Origin of the sequence: Oscillibacter valericigenes (assembly GCF_016902445.1) — a bacterium.
Taxonomy (GTDB): Bacteria; Bacillota; Clostridia; order Oscillospirales; family Oscillospiraceae; genus Oscillibacter; species Oscillibacter avistercoris.
This window is the reverse complement of the sequence record NZ_JACSNX010000002.1, coordinates 40842-57557: the sequence shown is the minus strand read 5'-3', so window position 1 is coordinate 57557 and position 16716 is coordinate 40842. Positions and strand designations below refer to the sequence as shown.

The 16716-nt window shown below is 64.6% G+C and carries 18 protein-coding genes; 16 read left to right on the top strand and 2 right to left on the bottom strand.

Going from position 1 to position 16716, the window contains the following annotated elements; translation table 11 throughout:
• The first annotated feature begins 9 nt into the window (after nt 1–9).
• The 9 genes from nifJ (at nt 10) to xdh (ending at nt 9677) form a co-directional block, all read left to right on the top strand.
• On the top strand, nt 10–3555 hold the full coding sequence (gene nifJ, locus H9X91_RS02620; RefSeq protein ID WP_204802231.1) for a pyruvate:ferredoxin (flavodoxin) oxidoreductase: 3546 nt from the start codon (nt 10–12) through the stop codon (nt 3553–3555).
• Nucleotides 3556–3855: 300 nt separating this feature from the next.
• A complete protein-coding gene (locus H9X91_RS14685) occupies nt 3856–4272 on the top strand; it encodes a putative ABC transporter permease (protein ID WP_204802229.1) in 417 nt (138 codons plus the stop codon).
• Nucleotides 4273–4299: 27 nt separating this feature from the next.
• Nucleotides 4300–4596, top strand: a complete 297-nt coding sequence (locus H9X91_RS02610; protein ID WP_204802227.1) for a hypothetical protein — start codon at nt 4300–4302, stop codon at nt 4594–4596.
• Nucleotides 4597–4630: 34 nt separating this feature from the next.
• Nucleotides 4631–4966 (top strand): hypothetical protein, encoded by a 336-nt coding sequence (locus H9X91_RS02605; protein ID WP_204802225.1) that lies wholly within the window; start codon nt 4631–4633, stop codon nt 4964–4966.
• A gap of 1 nt (nt 4967) precedes the next feature.
• Nucleotides 4968–5156, top strand: coding sequence for a hypothetical protein (locus H9X91_RS02600; RefSeq protein ID WP_204802223.1), 189 nt, complete (start codon nt 4968–4970; stop codon nt 5154–5156).
• Complete coding sequence (locus H9X91_RS02595) at nt 5153–5773, top strand: D-Ala-D-Ala carboxypeptidase family metallohydrolase (protein ID WP_204802221.1); 621 nt, start codon at nt 5153–5155, stop codon at nt 5771–5773. The genes H9X91_RS02600 and H9X91_RS02595 overlap by 4 nt, the downstream gene beginning before the upstream one ends.
• 170 nt (nt 5774–5943) lie before the next feature.
• The gene (locus H9X91_RS02590; protein WP_243414398.1) at nt 5944–6084 is read left to right on the top strand and encodes a hypothetical protein; all 141 of its coding nucleotides are present in this window, start codon (nt 5944–5946) and stop codon (nt 6082–6084) included.
• Nucleotides 6085–6339: 255 nt separating this feature from the next.
• Nucleotides 6340–6987, top strand: coding sequence for a thiamine diphosphokinase (locus H9X91_RS02585; protein WP_204802217.1), 648 nt, complete (start codon nt 6340–6342; stop codon nt 6985–6987).
• Nucleotides 6988–7124: 137 nt separating this feature from the next.
• The gene (xdh, locus tag H9X91_RS02580; RefSeq protein WP_204802215.1) at nt 7125–9677 is read left to right on the top strand and encodes a selenium-dependent xanthine dehydrogenase; all 2553 of its coding nucleotides are present in this window, start codon (nt 7125–7127) and stop codon (nt 9675–9677) included.
• A 46-nt stretch (nt 9678–9723) separates the two neighbouring features.
• Here xdh and H9X91_RS02575 read toward each other — a convergent pair whose 3' ends face one another.
• The gene (locus H9X91_RS02575; protein ID WP_204802213.1) at nt 9724–9993 is read right to left on the bottom strand and encodes a DUF1905 domain-containing protein; all 270 of its coding nucleotides are present in this window, start codon (nt 9991–9993) and stop codon (nt 9724–9726) included.
• A complete protein-coding gene (locus H9X91_RS02570; protein WP_204802211.1) occupies nt 9990–10583 on the bottom strand; it encodes a nucleotidyltransferase family protein in 594 nt (197 codons plus the stop codon). Before H9X91_RS02570 ends, H9X91_RS02575 begins: the two co-directional genes overlap by 4 nt.
• 91 nt (nt 10584–10674) lie before the next feature.
• Here H9X91_RS02570 and xdhA point away from each other — a divergent pair, with 91 nt between their 5' ends.
• From xdhA to H9X91_RS02535, 7 genes are all read left to right on the top strand, one after another.
• Nucleotides 10675–12969 (top strand): xanthine dehydrogenase subunit XdhA, encoded by a 2295-nt coding sequence (gene xdhA, locus H9X91_RS02565; RefSeq protein ID WP_204802209.1) that lies wholly within the window; start codon nt 10675–10677, stop codon nt 12967–12969.
• A 15-nt stretch (nt 12970–12984) separates the two neighbouring features.
• Complete coding sequence (gene xdhB, locus H9X91_RS02560) at nt 12985–13866, top strand: xanthine dehydrogenase subunit XdhB (RefSeq protein ID WP_204802207.1); 882 nt, start codon at nt 12985–12987, stop codon at nt 13864–13866.
• On the top strand, nt 13866–14378 hold the full coding sequence (gene xdhC, locus H9X91_RS02555) for a xanthine dehydrogenase subunit XdhC (RefSeq protein ID WP_204802205.1): 513 nt from the start codon (nt 13866–13868) through the stop codon (nt 14376–14378). The genes xdhB and xdhC overlap by 1 nt, the downstream gene beginning before the upstream one ends.
• 135 nt (nt 14379–14513) lie before the next feature.
• The gene (locus H9X91_RS02550; protein ID WP_204802203.1) at nt 14514–15137 is read left to right on the top strand and encodes a TetR/AcrR family transcriptional regulator; all 624 of its coding nucleotides are present in this window, start codon (nt 14514–14516) and stop codon (nt 15135–15137) included.
• Nucleotides 15138–15269: 132 nt separating this feature from the next.
• Nucleotides 15270–15758 carry a hypothetical protein gene (locus H9X91_RS02545; protein ID WP_204802201.1) on the top strand — a complete coding sequence of 163 codons (489 nt, stop codon included), beginning with the start codon at nt 15270–15272 and terminating at the stop codon, nt 15756–15758.
• Between the two features lie 15 nt (nt 15759–15773).
• A complete protein-coding gene (locus tag H9X91_RS02540; RefSeq protein ID WP_204802578.1) occupies nt 15774–15956 on the top strand; it encodes a hypothetical protein in 183 nt (60 codons plus the stop codon).
• Between the two features lie 64 nt (nt 15957–16020).
• Nucleotides 16021–16677: a cytidylate kinase-like family protein gene (locus H9X91_RS02535; RefSeq protein WP_204802199.1), complete on the top strand. Its 657-nt coding sequence runs from the start codon at nt 16021–16023 to the stop codon at nt 16675–16677.
• Nucleotides 16678–16716: the final 39 nt, after the last annotated feature.

Below are 16716 nucleotides of genomic sequence, written 5' to 3'. Positions count from 1 at the left end.
AGTATCCCAATGAAAAAGAAGTATGTGGTGATGGACGGCAACACGGCTGCGGCCCATGTGGCGTACGCCTTTACTGAAGTTGCGGCCATCTATCCCATCACGCCGTCCTCTCCCATGGCGGAGAAGGTGGACGAGTGGTCCGCCAAGGGCCGCAAGAACCTGTTCGGCTCCACGGTGGACGTGATCCAGATGCAGTCCGAGGCCGGCGCAGCCGGCACCTGCCACGGCTCCCTGCAGGCCGGCGCACTGACCACGACCTTCACCTCCTCCCAGGGCCTGATGCTGATGATCCCCGCCATGTACGCCATGGGCGGCCAGTTCCTGCCCAGCGTCATGCACATCGCCTCCCGGGTGGTGACCAGCAACCACCATTCCATTTTCGGCGATCACACCGACTTCATGACCTGCCGCACCACCGGCTACGCCATGCTGATGTCCTCCTCTCCCCAGGAGGCCATGGACCTGGGCGCTGTGGCCCACCTGTCCGCCATCAGCGGCAAGTACGCCTTCATGCACTGCTTTGACGGCTTCCGCACCTCCCACGAGATGCAGCGGATCGAGGCACTGGACTATGAGGACCTGCGCCCCCTGGTGGACCAGAAGGCCCTGCAGGAGTTCCGCAGCCACTCCCTGAACCCGGAGCATCCCACCAACCGGGGCAACAACGTCAACCCCGACGTGTACTTCCAGTGCAAGGAGGGTGCCAATGTCAAGGCCGCCTCCATCCCTGACACGGTCCAGCATTACATGGATGAGATCAGCAAGCTGACCGGCCGGGACTACAAGCTGTTCAACTATTACGGCGCTCCCGACGCGGAGGAGGTCATCGTGGTGATGTGCTCCGCCAGCGAGGCCGTGAAGGAGACCGTGGACTACCTGAACAAGCAGGGCCGCAAGGTGGGTATGGTGCAGATCCATCTGTACCGTCCCTTCTCCGTGAAGCACTTTGCCGCCGCCATCCCCGCCACGGTCAAGAAGATCGCCGTGCTGGACCGGTCCAAGGAGACCGGCTCCGTGGGCGAGCCCGTGTACCTGGACGTGGTCACCGCCCTGAACCAGGCGGGCCGGGGCGACATCCGCGTGGTGGGCGGCCGGTACGGCCTCAGCTCCAAGGACACCACCCCGGGCCAGTTCATCGCCGTGTATGACAACCTGAAGCTGGAGAATCCCAAGAACAGCTTTACCATCGGCATCAACGACGACGTGACCCACACCTCCCTGGACTACAAGGAAGTGGAGCTGCCCCATCCCGGCGAGGTCTCCTGCAAGATCTGGGGCCTGGGCGGCGACGGCACCGTGGGCGCCAACAAGAACGCCATCTCCACCATCGGCCTGGTGGCCAACAAGTACGCCCAGGCGTATTTCTCCTATGACTCCATGAAGTCCGGCGGCCTGACCCAGAGCCACCTGCGCTTCGGAGACGAGCCCATCCGCTCCACCTATCTGGTGTCCTCCGCGGACTTTGTGGCGGTCCATGCCCCCACCTATGTCACCAAGTACGACACCACCGAGGATCTGAAGGAGGGCGGCACCTTCCTGCTGAACTGCCCCTGGAGCGTGGAGGAGCTGGAGGAGCGCCTGCCCGGCAAGATGAAGCGGGATCTGGCCCGGAAGCACGCCAACTTCTACATCATCGACGCCGCCAAGCTGGCGGTGCAGGTGGGCCTGGGCGAGAAGCGGACCAACAACATCCTCCAGGCGGCCTTCTTCGCCCTCACCAAGGTCATTCCCCTGGACGTGGCCGTGGAGGACATGAAGAAGAACAACTACAACTCCTACTTCAAGAAGGCCGGCCAGGAGATCGTGGACAAGAACGACAAGGCCGTGGACCTCGGCATCAGCGCCGCTGTGAAGGTGGAGATCCCCGCCTCCTGGGCGGATGCGGCGGATACCCCTGTGGCTGAGCCCAAGAATGCTTCCGCATTCGTCCGTGACATCGTGCTGCCCATGGACCGGCAGCAGGGCGACAAGCTGCCCGTGTCCGTGTTCCAGAAGCACGGCGTGCTGGACGGCACCTGGGAGAACGGCACCTCCGCCTTCTCCAAGCGCGGTGTGGCCACCAAGGTGCCCAAGTGGAACGCCGAGAGCTGCATCCAGTGCAACCGCTGCGCCATGTGCTGCCCCCACGCCGCCATCCGGCCCGTGCTGCTGACCGAGGAGGAGAAGGCCCAGGTGCCCGCGTCCTTCGAGACCGTGCCCGCCAAGGGCCTGGGCAAGGACGCCCCCAGCTACTTCTTCCGGATGCAGGTCTCTCCCTATGACTGCCTGGGCTGCGGCGTGTGCCTGACCGCCTGCCCCGCCAACAGCAGCGACAAGACGGCGGACGCCCTGGTGATGACCCCCTTCGAGGAGATGAAGCCCGAGCAGGTGAACTTCGACGAGGTCGCCATGAACGACAAGTACCTGAAGAAGGACGTCATCAGCAGCAAGACTGTCAAGAACATGCAGTTCGCAAAGCCCTACTTCCAGTTCTCCGCCGCCTGCGCCGGCTGCGCCGAGACCACCTACATCAAGCTGCTGAGCCAGATGGTGGGCGACCGGATGTATGCGGGCAACGCCGCTGGCTGCTCTTCCGCCATCTCCGGCGGCGCGCCCATCCTGCCCTACTGCAAGGACAGCCAGGGCCGCGGCCCCGCCTGGGAGCACTCTCTGTTTGAGGACAACGCCGAGTTTGCCTACGGCTTCTTCCACGCCCAGGACGCCATCCGCAAGGAGCTGCTGATCCGGCTGGAGAGCATGAAGGACGCCGGCATTGCCCCCGCCGCCATCGCGGACTACATCGAAAACTGGAACGACGGGGAGAAGTCCCGCGCCGTGACCGACGCCCTGGTCGCCGCTCTGGAGCAGAGCGAGCCCACCGAGGACGTGGCCTACATCCTGCAGAACAAGGAGTACCTGGCCAAGAAGTCCATCTGGGCCATCGGCGGCGACGGCTGGGCCTATGACATCGGCTTCGGCGGCATCGACCACGTCATGGCCCAGAACCGGGACGTGAACCTGCTGGTGCTGGACACCGAGGTGTACTCCAACACCGGCGGACAGTCCTCCAAGTCCACCCCCACCTCCGCCGTGGCCAAGTTCGCCGCCGGCGGCAAGCAGGTGGCCAAGAAGGACCTGGGCGCCATCCTGATGACCTACGGCTATGTGTACGTGGCCCAGGTGGCCATGGGCTATGACCAGGCCCAGACCCTGAAGGCCTTCCGGGAGGCGGAGTCCTATCCCGGCCCCGCCATCGTCATCTGCTACTGCCCCTGCCTGGAACAGCACATCAAGGCCGGCATGGGCTGCTCTCAGGACGAGATGAAGAAGGCTGTGGAGTGCGGCTACTGGCACCTGTACCGGTATGATCCCCGCCGCATCGCCGAGGGCAAGAACCCCTTCCAGCTGGACTCTCCCGAGCCCGACACCAGCAAGCTCATGGACTTCCTGATGGGCGAGAACCGGTTCGCCTCCCTGAAGAACAACTTCCCCGAGCGGGCGGATGCCCTGTATCAGAAGGAGATCGCCGACGTCAAGGCCCGGTATCAGAAGTACCGCAAGATGGCGGAGGACTGATTTCCTGGAGACGGCAGTCCCTCTCACAAGCAAAACGCCCCGGCGCCGTATGGCGCCGGGGCGTTTTTCCGCGCCGCGGGCAGGCCTGCCCGCGGCGCTTTTTCAGTGTTGGCGGCAGCGGACGGCGCATATAACCAAAAAGAGGATAAAAAGCGGCCGCCGTGTTGCACACCGCCGTGCACGCCGGCTGGGAAATGCAGGATATGGTTGACGGACCTGCTGGGGATGCATAGCAGGGCCGTCGAAAAGGCACGATATCGGTTGCGGCGATCCGGATTCCAGAACAGGGAGGACTTGCATGTGAAAAGATGGCAGAAGGCGCTGATCCTATCGCTGATGGGCGGGGATCTTTACTGCATGGTGGAGCTGATCTGGCGGGGGCACACCCACTGGAGCATGTTTCTGCTGGCGGCGGTGCTGAGCCTGCCGCTGGACCTGGCCAACGAACACATGGCCTGGGAACGGCCCCTGTGGCTCCAGGCGCTGATGGGCGGCGGCGTCATCACCCTGGCGGAGCTGGGGGCGGGGCTGATCCTGAACGTCTGGCTGAAGCTGGACATCTGGGACTACTCCCGTCTGCCGGGCAACCTGTGGGGGCAGGTGTGCCTGAAGTACGCCCTGCTGTGGGTGGTGCTGGCCGGCACCGCCATCGTGCTGTTTGACTGGATGCGGCACTGGCTGTTCCACGAGGAACGGCCCCATTACCGCTGGATCTGAGAGGAGGGATGCGGGATCGGAACGGAGGTGCTCTGCGCGCTGATCGCCGGGGCGGCCACCGTGCTGGCGGCGGGGGCGGAATACCGCTCCCGGAAGAGTGCCAGGCGGGCGGAGGCCCGGGCGGCGCGCCGGGCCACGGAGAGCCGGCTGGCCATGGACCTGATGTACGCCACCTGTTCGCTGTCTCTGACCACAGCCAAAAAGCTGGCAGGGCAGCACACCAATGGCGACGTGGAGGAGGCCATGGACGCCGCGGAGGCCGCCCGGACGGCCTACATCGGCTTTGTCCGCAGCGAAGCGGCCCACAATGTCAGTAAGATTTGAGCCGGGAGATCCCGGGGAAAGGACGTTACATAAGATGAAAACGCTGGAAGAACTGCTGTTTGATTACACCAGAGGAGAAAAGACCCTGGAGGAGACCAACCAGGCGCTGAAGGAGCTGGGGAGCACGCTGCGGCTGGACCCATCCCGGAACCTCTTCTCCGCGCAGGAGCTGATGGAGACCCGTGTGGGCGAGACACCGGACGAGGCCAACGGCTGGGGGATCCTGGACCACGGTGTGGGCTGCATGGAGAAAGTCCGGGTCGTGGGCGGTCGCACGGTGGATGTGGACATGGGGCAGGAGATGGCCTTCGTCTATATGGCGGGGCGGCGCTACCGCCTGCGGGGCGACGTGCTGACGGAGGAGGACTGAGATGGAGCTGCTGACACAGCGCCTGGCCAGCCTGCTGACGGTGAAGAGCCTGGTGACGGTGATCCTGACAGCGGTGTTCGCCGCCATGGCGGGGACAGGCCGGGTGACCACGGAACAGTTCCTGACGGTGTTCACTGTGGTGATCGCCTTCTACTTCGGCACGCAGGCGGAAAAGCGGGCCCGGGCATGAGCGTGCGGACCTACCGCGTCTCCCGGGAGGGAGACCGGCTGCTGTCGCCCCACTTCCGGGTGCGGGAGTTTGCCTGCCGGGACGGGTCGGACCTGGTGAAGATCGACACGGACCTGGTGGAGCTGCTGGAGCGGATCCGGGCGGCTGCCGGCGGGGCGGTGACCATCAGCAGCGGCTACCGGACCGCGTCGCACAACCAGAAGGTGGGCGGCGCCCGGTACAGCCAGCACCTGCTGGGCACGGCGGCGGACATCATCGTCTCCGGCGCCGGTCCGCTGCTGGTGGGGCAGATGGCGGAATACTACCTGGGCAGCCGGGGCGGCATCGGGGTCTATCAGACCTTCACCCATGTGGACACCCGCAGCGGAAAAGCCCGGTGGGACCAGCGGAGCGGCCGGGAGGTGGCTGTCTCCGGCTGGCCCGGCTGGAGACCAAAGGAGGATGAGACGGTGGACAACATCCCCAGCGCATATGCGGAAGAGGCAGTGGACTGGGCCGTGAAGAACGGCCTTCTGCAGGGGAATGCGGCCGGTGACCTGATGCTGCGCCAGCCGGTGACCCGCCAGCAGCTGGCGGCGATTCTGTACCGGTTCGCAGAGCTGGAACGGCAGGAGTGAGCGGCGCGTCTCGCCCGGTTTCACAGGTTCTCCCTGCATGTCCAGAATATGGCGGCGGTCCCGGATCTTTCCGGGGCCGCCGCTGCATATTTCGACACCATTGGCAGAGTCTAAACCGGGGTGATCGTATGCGGCAGGCACAAAACTCTCCGGAGAAGGCCCCGAGCCGGATGCCGGTCCTGCGGATCGAGCCGGAGAAGCGCCTCTGTCCCGCCTTTGATCCGGTGACCATCGCCACCTTCCCGGTGGCGGAGCCGGACGAGATGGGGTTCCGGGTGCTGGACAATTTCTGCGAAGAGCATATCCAGTGACGTGCGGAGGGCGCCCGGGCAATGCCCGGGCGCCCTCCCGCTTTCAGAACTTCTGTTTGTCAGGCCGGCGGAATCATGGTACAATAACCCCAGAGACTGCGCGGCGCGTCCCTGTGGGACGACGGCCGGGATGTCAAAGAGCTGGATCCGCCGGCGGATCCGGCCTTATCAAAACAGAGCCGCCATGGACTCCGGAAGGCGCCGGTGCGCCGTTCAGAGACGTGGACATGGTTCATAACGGGAGCGTGGACCTGTTTGAAACGATGCTTTATTTTTTCAGCGGGCACTTTTTACGGCCTGCGGGAGCGGCCCCGTACCGGAGATCTGGTGCTGGCGGCGGATGCCGGGTATCTGGCCTGCCGGCAGGCGGGTGTGGTGCCGGATCTGCTGCTGGGGGATTTTGACTCCATGGACCAGCCGGAGGACTTCGACCGCGTCCGCCGGATGCCGGTGGAGAAGGACGACACGGACACCATGCTGGCGGTGAAGACCGGGCTGGAGCAGGGGTGCGGGGAATTCTACCTCTACGGCGGCACCGGCGGCAAGCGGCTGGACCACACCCTGGCGAACCTGCAGACGCTGCTGTACCTCCGCCGCCGCGGCGCCCGGGGCTATCTCTACGACAACGACTTCGTGTGGACGGCCATTGAAAATGAGACCCTTACCGTGGAGCAGACGGTGGAGTGGGGCCTGCTCTCTGTATTCTCTCTGGAGGGGAGGGCTGCTGGGATCGATGAGGCAGGCGTGCAGTACCCGCTCTCCAGGGCGTCCCTGACGGCGGAGTTTCCGCTGGGCGTCAGCAATCACATCATCGCGCCAAAGGCCCGGATCACTGTCCGGCAGGGCGCTCTGCTGGTGGGGTGGGAACTGCCGCCCACAGGCGTTGTTTCTGAGATAAAATAGCGCATCCGCCAATGTCCAGTTGCGGCAGCGGGAAAGATATTGTATAATAGAGCAAAGAGGAAAGGTCGACCTTTCCGGGAAAACGCCGATGACCGTGGGACCAGGGCTTGGGCACGGCAGTCAAGGAGGATCAAGCCATGGCACATTTTACCGTGAACGGCCAGGCCGTGACAGTGGAACAAAACCAGAAGCTGCTGCGCTATCTGCGGGATACCCTGCATCTCACCAGCGTGAAGGACGGCTGCAGCGAGGGCGCCTGCGGCACCTGCACGGTGCTGATCGACGGCAAGCCCACCAAGGCCTGCATCCCCCAGACGGACAAGCTGGAGGGCAAGTCCGTCATCACCGTGGAAGGCCTGACTGATTTTGAAAAGCAGGTCTACACCTACGCCTTCGGCATGGCGGGGGCGGTCCAGTGCGGCTTCTGCATCCCCGGCATGGTGATGAGCGCCAAGGGATTGCTGGACACGAATCCAGATCCCACCCGGGAGGAGGCGGCCTACGCCATCCGCAACAACATCTGCCGCTGCACCGGGTATGTGAAGATCATCGACGGCATCCTGCTGGCGGCGGAGCTGTTCCGCAAGGGCGAGGTGCCGCCGGTGCCCACCGACTGGTCCCTGGGCCAGCGGGTGCCCCGGGTGGACGTGGAGGAGAAGGTCACCGGCACCGGCATCTATCCCGACGACGTGTATCTGGACGGCATGATCTACGGCAGTGCCGTCCGGTCCCAGTATCCCCGGGCCCGGGTGCTGGCCATCCACACGGAGGAGGCCAGGGCCCTGCCCGGCGTGGTGGGCGTCTTTACGGCGGACGACATCCCCGGGCAGAACAAGGTGGGCCATCTGGTGAAGGACTGGGACACCATGATCGCCGTGGGGGACATCACCCACTACCTGGGGGACGCCATCTGCCTGGTGGCGGCGGAGACGCCGGAGATCCTGGCCCAGGCCAAGGCGCTGGTGAAGGTGGACTATGAGGAGCTGCCCATGGTCCGCAGCCCCCGGGAGGCCATGCTGCCGGACGCCCCCCTGGTCCACCGGACCGGGAATCTGCTGACCCACAAGCACATCCAGCGGGGCAACCCGGCGGAGGCCATCGCCAAGTCGAAGCATGTGCTGACCCAGCACTTCTCCACCCCCTGGACGGAGCACGCCTTCCTGGAGCCGGAGTGCGCCGTGGCCTATCCCGACGGAGACGGGGTCATGATCCTCTCCACGGACCAGGGCGCCTATGACACCCAGCACGAGACCATGGGCATGCTGGGTCTGCCGGCGGAGAAGGTAAAGGTCCGCAACTGCCTGGTGGGCGGGGGCTTCGGCGGCAAGGAGGACGTGACGGTCCAGCACCACGCCGCCCTGATCGCCTATCTCACCAAGCGCCCGGTGAAGGTGAAGCTCACCCGGGCGGAGAGCATTTTGATCCACCCCAAGCGCCACCCCATGGAGATGGAGTTCTCCATCGGCTGTGACGAGAACGGCATCATCCAAGGCGTGGCCGCCGAGGTCATCGCCGACACCGGGGCCTACGCCTCCCTGGGCGGGCCGGTGCTGGAGCGGGCCTGCACCCACGCCGCCGGCCCCTACAACTACCAGAACTTCGAGATCGACGGGTGGGCCTACTACACCAACAATCCCCCCGCCGGGGCCTTCCGGGGCTTCGGCGTCACCCAGACCTGCTTCTGCATCGAGAGCCTCTTAAACCAGATGGCGGACATCGTGGGCATCACCCCCTGGGAGATCCGCTACCGCAACGCCATCCGCCCGGGGCAGGAGCTGCCCAACGGCCAGATCGTGGACGAGTCCACCGGCCTGGTGGAGACGCTGGAGGCCGTGAAGCCCTATGTGGAGGCAAATCAGTATGTGGGCCTGGCCTGCGCCATGAAGAACGCCGGCGTGGGCGTGGGCATCCCGGACACCGGCCGGTGCCGCCTGGTGGTGGAGGACGGCAAGCTCCACATCTTTGCCGGCGCCTCCTGCATCGGCCAGGGCCTGGGCACGGTGCTGACCCAGATGGTCTATGAGCAGACGAAGATCCCCCGGGACAAGATCGTCTACGAGCGGTCCAACACCTACTGCGCCCCGGACTCCGGCACCACCTCCGGCTCCCGCCAGACGCTGTTCACCGGCGAGGCGGTCCGCCGGGCCTGCCAGGACCTGAAGGCGGCCATGGCGGAGAGCGGCGGCCTGGACGGCCTGAACGGCCAGGAGTTCTACGGGGAGTACCTGGGCAAGACGGACCCCCTGGGGGCGCCGGTGCCCAATCCCGTCAGCCACGTAGCCTACGGCTACGCCACCCAGGTGTGCATCCTGGACGACGAGGGCAGGATCCGCCAGATGGTGGCGGCCCACGACGTGGGCAAGGCCGTGAACCCCATCTCCATCGAGGGCCAGATCGAGGGCGGCGTGGTGATGAGCATGGGCTTTGCCCTGACGGAGCGGTATCCCCTGACGGACTGCAAGCCCACCGCCAAATACGGCACCCTGGGATTGTTCCGGGCCAATCAGATCCCGGAGATCACCCCCATCATTGTGGAAAAAGAGGGCCTGAACGTGGCCTGCGGCGCCATCGGCATCGGCGAGATCACCTCCATCCCCACGGCCCCCGCCATTGCGGACGCCTACTACCGCTATGACGGCAAGTTCCGCACCAGCCTGCCCCTGGAGGGCACGCCCTACAGCCGGAAATAAGGAAATGCCGCGGCGCATCAGCGCCGCGGCCTGTCCGAAGACTGCGTTATCTGCGTTCCCGCACCGTCACATGGACGGTGTCGCCGGGCTGCTTTCCGATCTGGGCACGGATGTCCTTCCGCATCCCCAGGATGTGGCCGGGGGTGCCCATCCGCACCAGGCTCCCCGCGTAGGGGACGCCGTCAAAGGTGGCGGCCACCTGGACCCGGCCCTTGCCGAACAGCGCCCGGACATCGTAGGGGAACTCTACATAGGCGCCGTCGATGTCCGGCACCTTCCGGATCACCGCATCGAATTCGTAGACGGTCTCGTTCATCGGGCCGCCTCTGCTTTCAGTTCCTCCAGGGCCTGGACGGTGTCCACGTCGTGGAGCTCCTCCGCCGGCACCTCCAGGAGGAACAGGTCCTCCTCGTGCCGCCGGATGACGGTGTTGCCGCCGTGGTCCTCCCGCAGTTCCAGCAGCTCCGGGAAAAACCGGGCGGGGAAGAGGCAGGGGTTGCCCCGGACGCCGCCGTGGCCCAGAGCGGCGATCTTCTCCGGCCGGGCCCGCCAGCGGTCCGCCAGCTCCGCCACGCTCTCCCGCCGCAGCAGGGGCTGGTCGCTCACCTGGAACAGCACGCCGTCACAGTCCCGCAGCTCTGTCAGCCCCAGCGCGATGGTGTGGCTGATGCCGTAGTCCGGATGGGGATTGTGGACGGCGGCGAAGCGGAACTCCCCGGCCAGGCGCATGACCTCCGGGTACTGAGTTACCACCACCACTTTGTCAAATTTCTCCGCCGGGACGGCTTCCAGCGCCCGGAGGATCAGGCTCCTGCCCCGCAGCTGGGCGGCCAGCTTGTTTTCACCGAACCGCCGGGCATTGCCGGCGGCCATGACCACACAGCCGAGCTTCGGCGTGTTTTCCATGTCATCACCTCATTCTGAGTTTAGTATATCCGCTTTTGCCGTGCCCAGTCAATGGGCGGCGGAGCGGTGAGAGAAAAAGGAGGCTTGCCTGATGAGCAAAAGCGTCGGCAAAAGCGTCACCCGTGTGGACGCCTACGAAAAGGCAACGGGCCGCGCCAAATATGTGGCGGACCTGTGCGATCGAAGCGCCCTGGTGGCCAGGATCCTGCATTCCACCATTGCCCACGGCTACGTGAAGTCCATCGACACCGCGGCGGCGGAGGCCATCCCCGGCGTGGTGAAGGTCCTGACCTGCTTCGATGCGCCCAACTATCCCTTCCCCACGGCGGGACACCCCTGGTCCACGGACCCGGCCCACCAGGACGTGGCGGACCGGCTGCTCTTAAACCGCCATGTGCGGTACTACGGCGACGACATCGCCGCCGTCATCGCCGAGGACGAGGTGGCCGCCGCCCAGGCCGTCCGGGCCCTGAAGGTGGAGTACGAGGAGCTGCCCTTCGTTTTGGACGCCCAGAAGGCCATGGAGCCGGACGCCCCCCAGATCCACGAGGACTGCCCCGGCAACGTGTTGAAGCACACGGACATCCGCAGGGGCGACTATCAGCAGGCCATCCAGGAGCCGGGACTCATCAAGGTCGAGGGGTGGTACGACACCCCCACGGTCCAGCACTGCCACATCGAGAACCACGGGTGCTTTGCCTATGAGGAGGCGGGCCGGGTGGTGGTGGTCACCTCCACCCAGATCCCCCACATCATCCGCCGGGTGGTGGGGCAGGCCCTGGGCCTGCCCTGGGGTAAGGTGCGGATCATCAAGCCCTACATCGGCGGCGGCTTCGGCAACAAGCAGGACGCGCTGTACGAGCCTCTGTGCGCCTGGCTCTCCACCCAGGTGGGCGGCCGGCTGGTGCATCTGGAGTGCAGCCGGGAGGAGACCTTTGTCTCCAACCGGGTCCGCCACGCCATCCGCACCCACATCATCTCCTGGGTCCGGCCCGACGGCACGCTGGTGGCCCGGAAGTTTGAGGCCTGGTCCAACCAGGGCGGCTATGCCTCCCACGGCCACAGCATCGTGGCCAAGGGCATGGGCGCCTTCCCCCAGCTGTACCCCTGCGACAACTTAGAGTGCGACTGCTGGACGGTGTACACCAACCGTCCCGCCGCCGGCGCCATGCGGGGCTACGGCATCCCCCAGGCCATGTGGGCCGGGGAGTGCCACATCGACGACATCTGTAAGGCCATCGGCATGGAGCCCATGGAGTTCCGGCGGAAGAATCTGATGCCGGTGGGCTATACCGACGGCTTCTCCAAGAACGAGCTGTACTCCGACACCTTCAACCAGTGCATGGACAAGGGCATGGCGCTGCTGGATTATGCCCGGAAATACCGGGAATACCAGAACCAGACCGGTCCCATCCGGAAGGGCGTGGGCCTTGCGGTGTTCTGGTACAACACCGCCGTGTGGCCCATCTCCCTGGAGTCCTCCTCCTGCCGGATGGTGCTGAACCAGGACGGCTCCCTCCAGTTCCAGACCGGCGAGACGGAGATCGGCCAGGGCTGCGACACCGCCTACTCCCAGATGGTGGCGGATGCGGTGGGCATCCCGGTGGAGGACGTCCACGCGGTGTCCACCCAGGACACGGACGTGACCCCCTTCGGCACCGGCGCTTACGCCTCCCGGCAGACGTACATCGGCGGCTTCTCGATCATGCAGACGGCCCAGGCCCTGCGGGAGCGGATCTTGCAGATCGCCCACGAGCAGACCCGGATGCCCGTCTCCACTCTGGACCTGGTGGACGGGAACATCGTCCGCAAGTCTGACGGCCGGGTCCTCAAGACCCTGGGCGAGCTGGCCACGGAGAGCCTCTACTCCCTGGAGCACAGCCAGCACATCACGGCGGAGACCACGGCCCAGATCAAGTCCAACGCCTACTCCTTCGGCTGCTCCTTTGCCGAGGTGGAGGTGGACATCCCCATGTGCAAGGTGAAGCTGCTGAACATCGTCAACGTCCACGACTGCGGCACCCTCATCAACCCCGCTCTGGCGGAGGCCCAGGTCCACGGCGGCATGTCCATGGCCATCGGCTACGGCCTTTCCGAGGAACTGAAGTTCGACGAGAAGACCGGAAAGCCCCTGAACAACAACCTGCTGGACTACAAGCTGTCCACCTTTATGGACCATCCCACGCTGCAGGCGGCATTCGTGGAGAACCCGGAGCCCACGTCTCCCTACGGCACCAAGGCCCTGGGCGAGCCGCCGGCCTGCTCGCCGGCGCCGGCCATCCGCAACGCAATTCTGAATGCCACAGGCGTGGCCTTTGACGCCTGCCCCATCACGCCCCACGTCCTCTACCGCAAGTTCAAAGAGGCCGGGCTGATCGACGACTGAAGGAGGGAACCACCCATGTATGATATGAAAGCCCTGTATCAGGCCCAAAGTGTGGCCGACGCCGTGGCCCTTCGGGTGGCCCATCCGGAGGCCCAGATCATCGCCGGAGGGTCCGACGTGCTGGTGCAGATGCGGGAGGGCAAGCGGGCCGGCGTGGAGCTGATCTCCATCTACGGTCTGGACGAGCTCCGTGGCGTGACCATGGAGGACGACGGCACCCTTCGCATCGGCTCCCTCACCAGCTTCTCCCACATCACACGGGACCCCCTGATCCAGAAGTACCTCAACGTCCTGGGGGAGGCCGTGGACCAGGTGGGCGGACCCCAGATCCGCAACATCGGCACCATCGGCGGCAACACCTGCAACGGTGTCACCTCCGCCGACTCCGCCTCCACGCTCCATGCCTACGACGCCATCGTGGAGCTGACGGGGCCCGACGGCGTCCGCCGCCAGCCCATCCGGGAGTTCTACATCAAGGCGGGCAAGGTGGATATCCGCCCCGGCGAGATCCAGACGGCTATCCTGATCGAAAAAGACAGTTATACTGACACATTTGGACACTATATTAAATATGCCATGCGGAACGCCATGGACATCGCCACACTGGGCACCTCTGTGAACGTCCGCCTCTCCGCCGACAAAAAGACCGTGGAGCGGGCCCGGGTGGCCTTCGGCGTGGCGGGCCCAGTGCCCCTGAGGGCGGAGACCGCCGAGTGCCTCGCCGCCGGAGCGCCGGTGAGCCTGGAGCTGGCGGACCGCTTCGCCCAGGCGGTGAAGGAGGACATCAACCCCCGGGACTCCTGGCGGGCGGCCAGGGATTTCCGGATGCACATCGCGGTGGAGAGCGCCCGCCGGGCGTTCATTGAAGCGGTCAAGCTGGCGGGAGGTGACCTGTAATGGCGGAGAAACACGTGATGCAGTACCAGACGGTCCATTTCAATCTGAACGGCAAGGACGTGGAGCGCACGGTGGACGTGCGGGCCAGCCTGACGGACATGCTCCGCAACGACTTCCGCATGACCTCTGTGAAGAAGGGCTGTGAGGTGGGGGAGTGTGGCGCCTGCAACGTCCTCATCGACGGGGAGGCCTACAACTCCTGCATCTATCTGGCGGTCTGGGCGGAGGGCAAGCACATCCGCACCCTGGAGGGGCTGCTGGGCCCCAACGGCGAGCTCAGTGACATCCAGCAGGCCTTTGTGGACGAGGCGGCCATCCAGTGCGGCTTCTGCACCCCGGGGTTCATCCTGACGGCGGTGGAGATCCTGGAGAGCGGCAGGGAGTACACGGACGACGAGCTGCGGAAGCTCCTGTCCGGCCATCTGTGCCGCTGCACCGGGTATGAGAACATCCTGCGGGCTGTGAAAAAAACCATGTACAAGCGCCTGGGCAAGCCCATGCCGGAGGCGTGAGCCATCCAAAGAATTCAAAAGCAGTCCGGCCGCTGCAGGCGGCCGGGCTGCTTTTTTTGGGGGTGCGGCAGAACGGTTTCCTTTTCCGGGGAATTGTGTTATACTGACACCAGATGACAAAAGGGAGGGGATGCCATGGCCCGCAAGAGCTATACGGAGGAGGACCGGGCCCGGGTGCGGCAGGCCCTGCTGGACACGGGGCTGGAGATGGCGGTGCGCATGGGCCTGGGCGGACTGCATCTGGCGGAGCTCACCCGGGCGGTGGGCATCTCAAAGCCCTATTTCTACACGTTTTTCGACTCGCTGGAGGACTTCTCCCTCCAGCTGATGGAGGAGCAGCGATACCGCCTGCTCCGGCTGCTGGAACAGGAGCTGGCCCGGCCTGAGGGCACCTGGGAGGACCGTGTGGAATCCTTTTTCCAGACCATCCTCCGCCACCGGGATCACGGGATCCTGGTGATGACCCAGCGGGAGGAGGCGGACCTCCACAGCCGCCTGGCGCCGGAGCGGTTCCAGAACTTCCGCCCCGGCCAGCGGGCGTTCTTTCTCCGCCTGATGGCGCTGCTGGGCATCCGGGAGGCGGACTGTCCGCCGGAGGTGCTGGCCAACCTGGTGTTCTCCTGTCTCCTGATCTATAACTCCGCGCCGGAGTCCATGCCCTTTCTCTTTCCGGACTATCTGGATGAGACGGCGGAACTTCACGTGCGATTCCTGGTGAAGTACCTCTCCCAGCTGCATCATCAGGCAAAAGACCGCTGAAGAGCGGTCTTTTTTTCAGCAATGATATTTACCCACTTGCGATTTTTGGTTTCTTTTGCTATGATGTTCTTATATTGACTGCATTTTATATATTGGTCAATAAAAAGAATTCGGACGCAAAGAGGTGCTGTTATGGGAATTTTCGGAAAACTTTTCAAGGGGCCTGAGATCGACCAGGCCAAAAGTGCCGACAGCAAGCAGAAGATGCGGCGGCTGTTCGACAGCGTGGTGCCCGACGGAAGCCAGTATCAGCTGGTGGCCGCCTACACGGAGGACGCGAAGCGGTTCAACTACGGCCTGGTCCACGGCAGTAAGACTACCTACGGCAGCCTGATCGTAGGCTGGAAGGAGGGGGCGGACCCCACGGTGGTGGTCGTGCCCACGGTGCCGGACCTGTCTGGCTGCGGCGACCCGGAGATCTGTCCCCGGTCCACGGTCAAAAAGGCCTATCGGAACAAGTACCCCACGGACGCTTTCATCATCTACCCGGACGGAAAGCACTACCTGGCCATCAACACGTTCGAGTGGCTGGAGGATGAGAAGCTGTTCATCTACGTGGACCAGGGGCCGGAGCAGCAGGCCTTTGAGTCGTTTTTCAAGACCTGCTACGCTACGAAATAAGAAGGAGGGACTGCCATGCCGCTGTCGCTGGGACAGATGGGCGCCTTCCTGCTGGCGCTGGTGATGATCTTCGTGGTGGGCCGTCTCTGGTATGCTCTGGTGGAGACGGTGAAGGACGCCCTGGCCCGCCGTCTTTTCAAGCGAAAAGAGGAGCCCTGGCATCCGCTGCCGCCGGAGGAAAAAGAGCCCCGGGACTAGGTAGCGTTTGACGGCGCCGCGTTCTTGCTGTATAATAGAGGCAATCAGGAGAGGAGGGTTCTCTATGAAAACCATCATCACCATCGGCCGGCAGTTTGGCAGCGGCGGCAAGGAGATCGGCATCCGCGTGGCCAAGGAGCTGGGGATCCCCTTCTATGACAAGGAGCTGCTGCAGGAGGCCGCCAAGAAGAGCGGCCTGTGTGAGCAGATCTTCGAGAGCTTTGACGAGCGGCCCAAGAGCCTCCTGTACTCCATTGCCATGGACTCCTACATGTTCGCCCTGCCGGGCACCGGTGTGGGGGACTCTCTGGAGCAGCAGGTATATCTGGCCACCTTCAACACCATCCGCCACATTGCGGACCAGGGGCCCTGCGTCATCATCGGCCGGTGCGCCGACTATGCCTTGGCGGACTATCCCAACCATCTGAGCCTGTTTATCTGCGCCCCCATGGACGTGCGGGTGCAGCGGGTTGCGGAGCGGCAGAACGTCTCGCCGGAGAAGGCCCGCCAGCTGATCGCCAAGACCGACAAGCGGCGCGCTTCCTATTATGAATACTATACCTCCAAAAAGTGGGGCGCGCTGGACAGCTATCACTTCTGCATCGACTCCAGCTATCTGGGCCTGGGCCGGACGGTGGAGCTGATCCAGACCATGGTGGCCCACAAGGAGCATCCCATCCCCAGCCCCACCGAAGAGGACCCCACCCGTCCCAAGAAGTGAATACGGCAGAAACGGCGGACCGCACAGCGGTCCGCCGTT

Excerpts from the sequence above, each read along its gene's own strand:
- nifJ (WP_204802231.1), top strand. The coding sequence starts at position 10 with ATGAAAAAGAAGTATGTGGTGATGGACGGCAACACGGCTGCGGCCCAT.
- H9X91_RS02605 (WP_204802225.1), top strand. The coding sequence starts at position 4,631 with ATGAAAACGCTGGAAGAACTGCTGTTTGATTACACCAGAGGAGAAAAG.
- H9X91_RS02600 (WP_204802223.1), top strand. The coding sequence starts at position 4,968 with ATGGAGCTGCTGACACAGCGCCTGGCCAGCCTGCTGACGGTGAAGAGC.
- H9X91_RS02595 (WP_204802221.1), top strand. The coding sequence starts at position 5,153 with ATGAGCGTGCGGACCTACCGCGTCTCCCGGGAGGGAGACCGGCTGCTG.
- H9X91_RS02590 (WP_243414398.1), top strand. The coding sequence starts at position 5,944 with ATGCCGGTCCTGCGGATCGAGCCGGAGAAGCGCCTCTGTCCCGCCTTT.
- xdh (WP_204802215.1), top strand. The coding sequence starts at position 7,125 with ATGGCACATTTTACCGTGAACGGCCAGGCCGTGACAGTGGAACAAAAC.
- H9X91_RS02575 (WP_204802213.1), bottom strand. The coding sequence starts at position 9,993 with ATGAACGAGACCGTCTACGAATTCGATGCGGTGATCCGGAAGGTGCCG.
- H9X91_RS02570 (WP_204802211.1), bottom strand. The coding sequence starts at position 10,583 with ATGGAAAACACGCCGAAGCTCGGCTGTGTGGTCATGGCCGCCGGCAAT.
- xdhA (WP_204802209.1), top strand. The coding sequence starts at position 10,675 with ATGAGCAAAAGCGTCGGCAAAAGCGTCACCCGTGTGGACGCCTACGAA.
- xdhB (WP_204802207.1), top strand. The coding sequence starts at position 12,985 with ATGTATGATATGAAAGCCCTGTATCAGGCCCAAAGTGTGGCCGACGCC.
- xdhC (WP_204802205.1), top strand. The coding sequence starts at position 13,866 with ATGGCGGAGAAACACGTGATGCAGTACCAGACGGTCCATTTCAATCTG.
- H9X91_RS02550 (WP_204802203.1), top strand. The coding sequence starts at position 14,514 with ATGGCCCGCAAGAGCTATACGGAGGAGGACCGGGCCCGGGTGCGGCAG.
- H9X91_RS02545 (WP_204802201.1), top strand. The coding sequence starts at position 15,270 with ATGGGAATTTTCGGAAAACTTTTCAAGGGGCCTGAGATCGACCAGGCC.
- H9X91_RS02540 (WP_204802578.1), top strand. The coding sequence starts at position 15,774 with ATGCCGCTGTCGCTGGGACAGATGGGCGCCTTCCTGCTGGCGCTGGTG.
- H9X91_RS02535 (WP_204802199.1), top strand. The coding sequence starts at position 16,021 with ATGAAAACCATCATCACCATCGGCCGGCAGTTTGGCAGCGGCGGCAAG.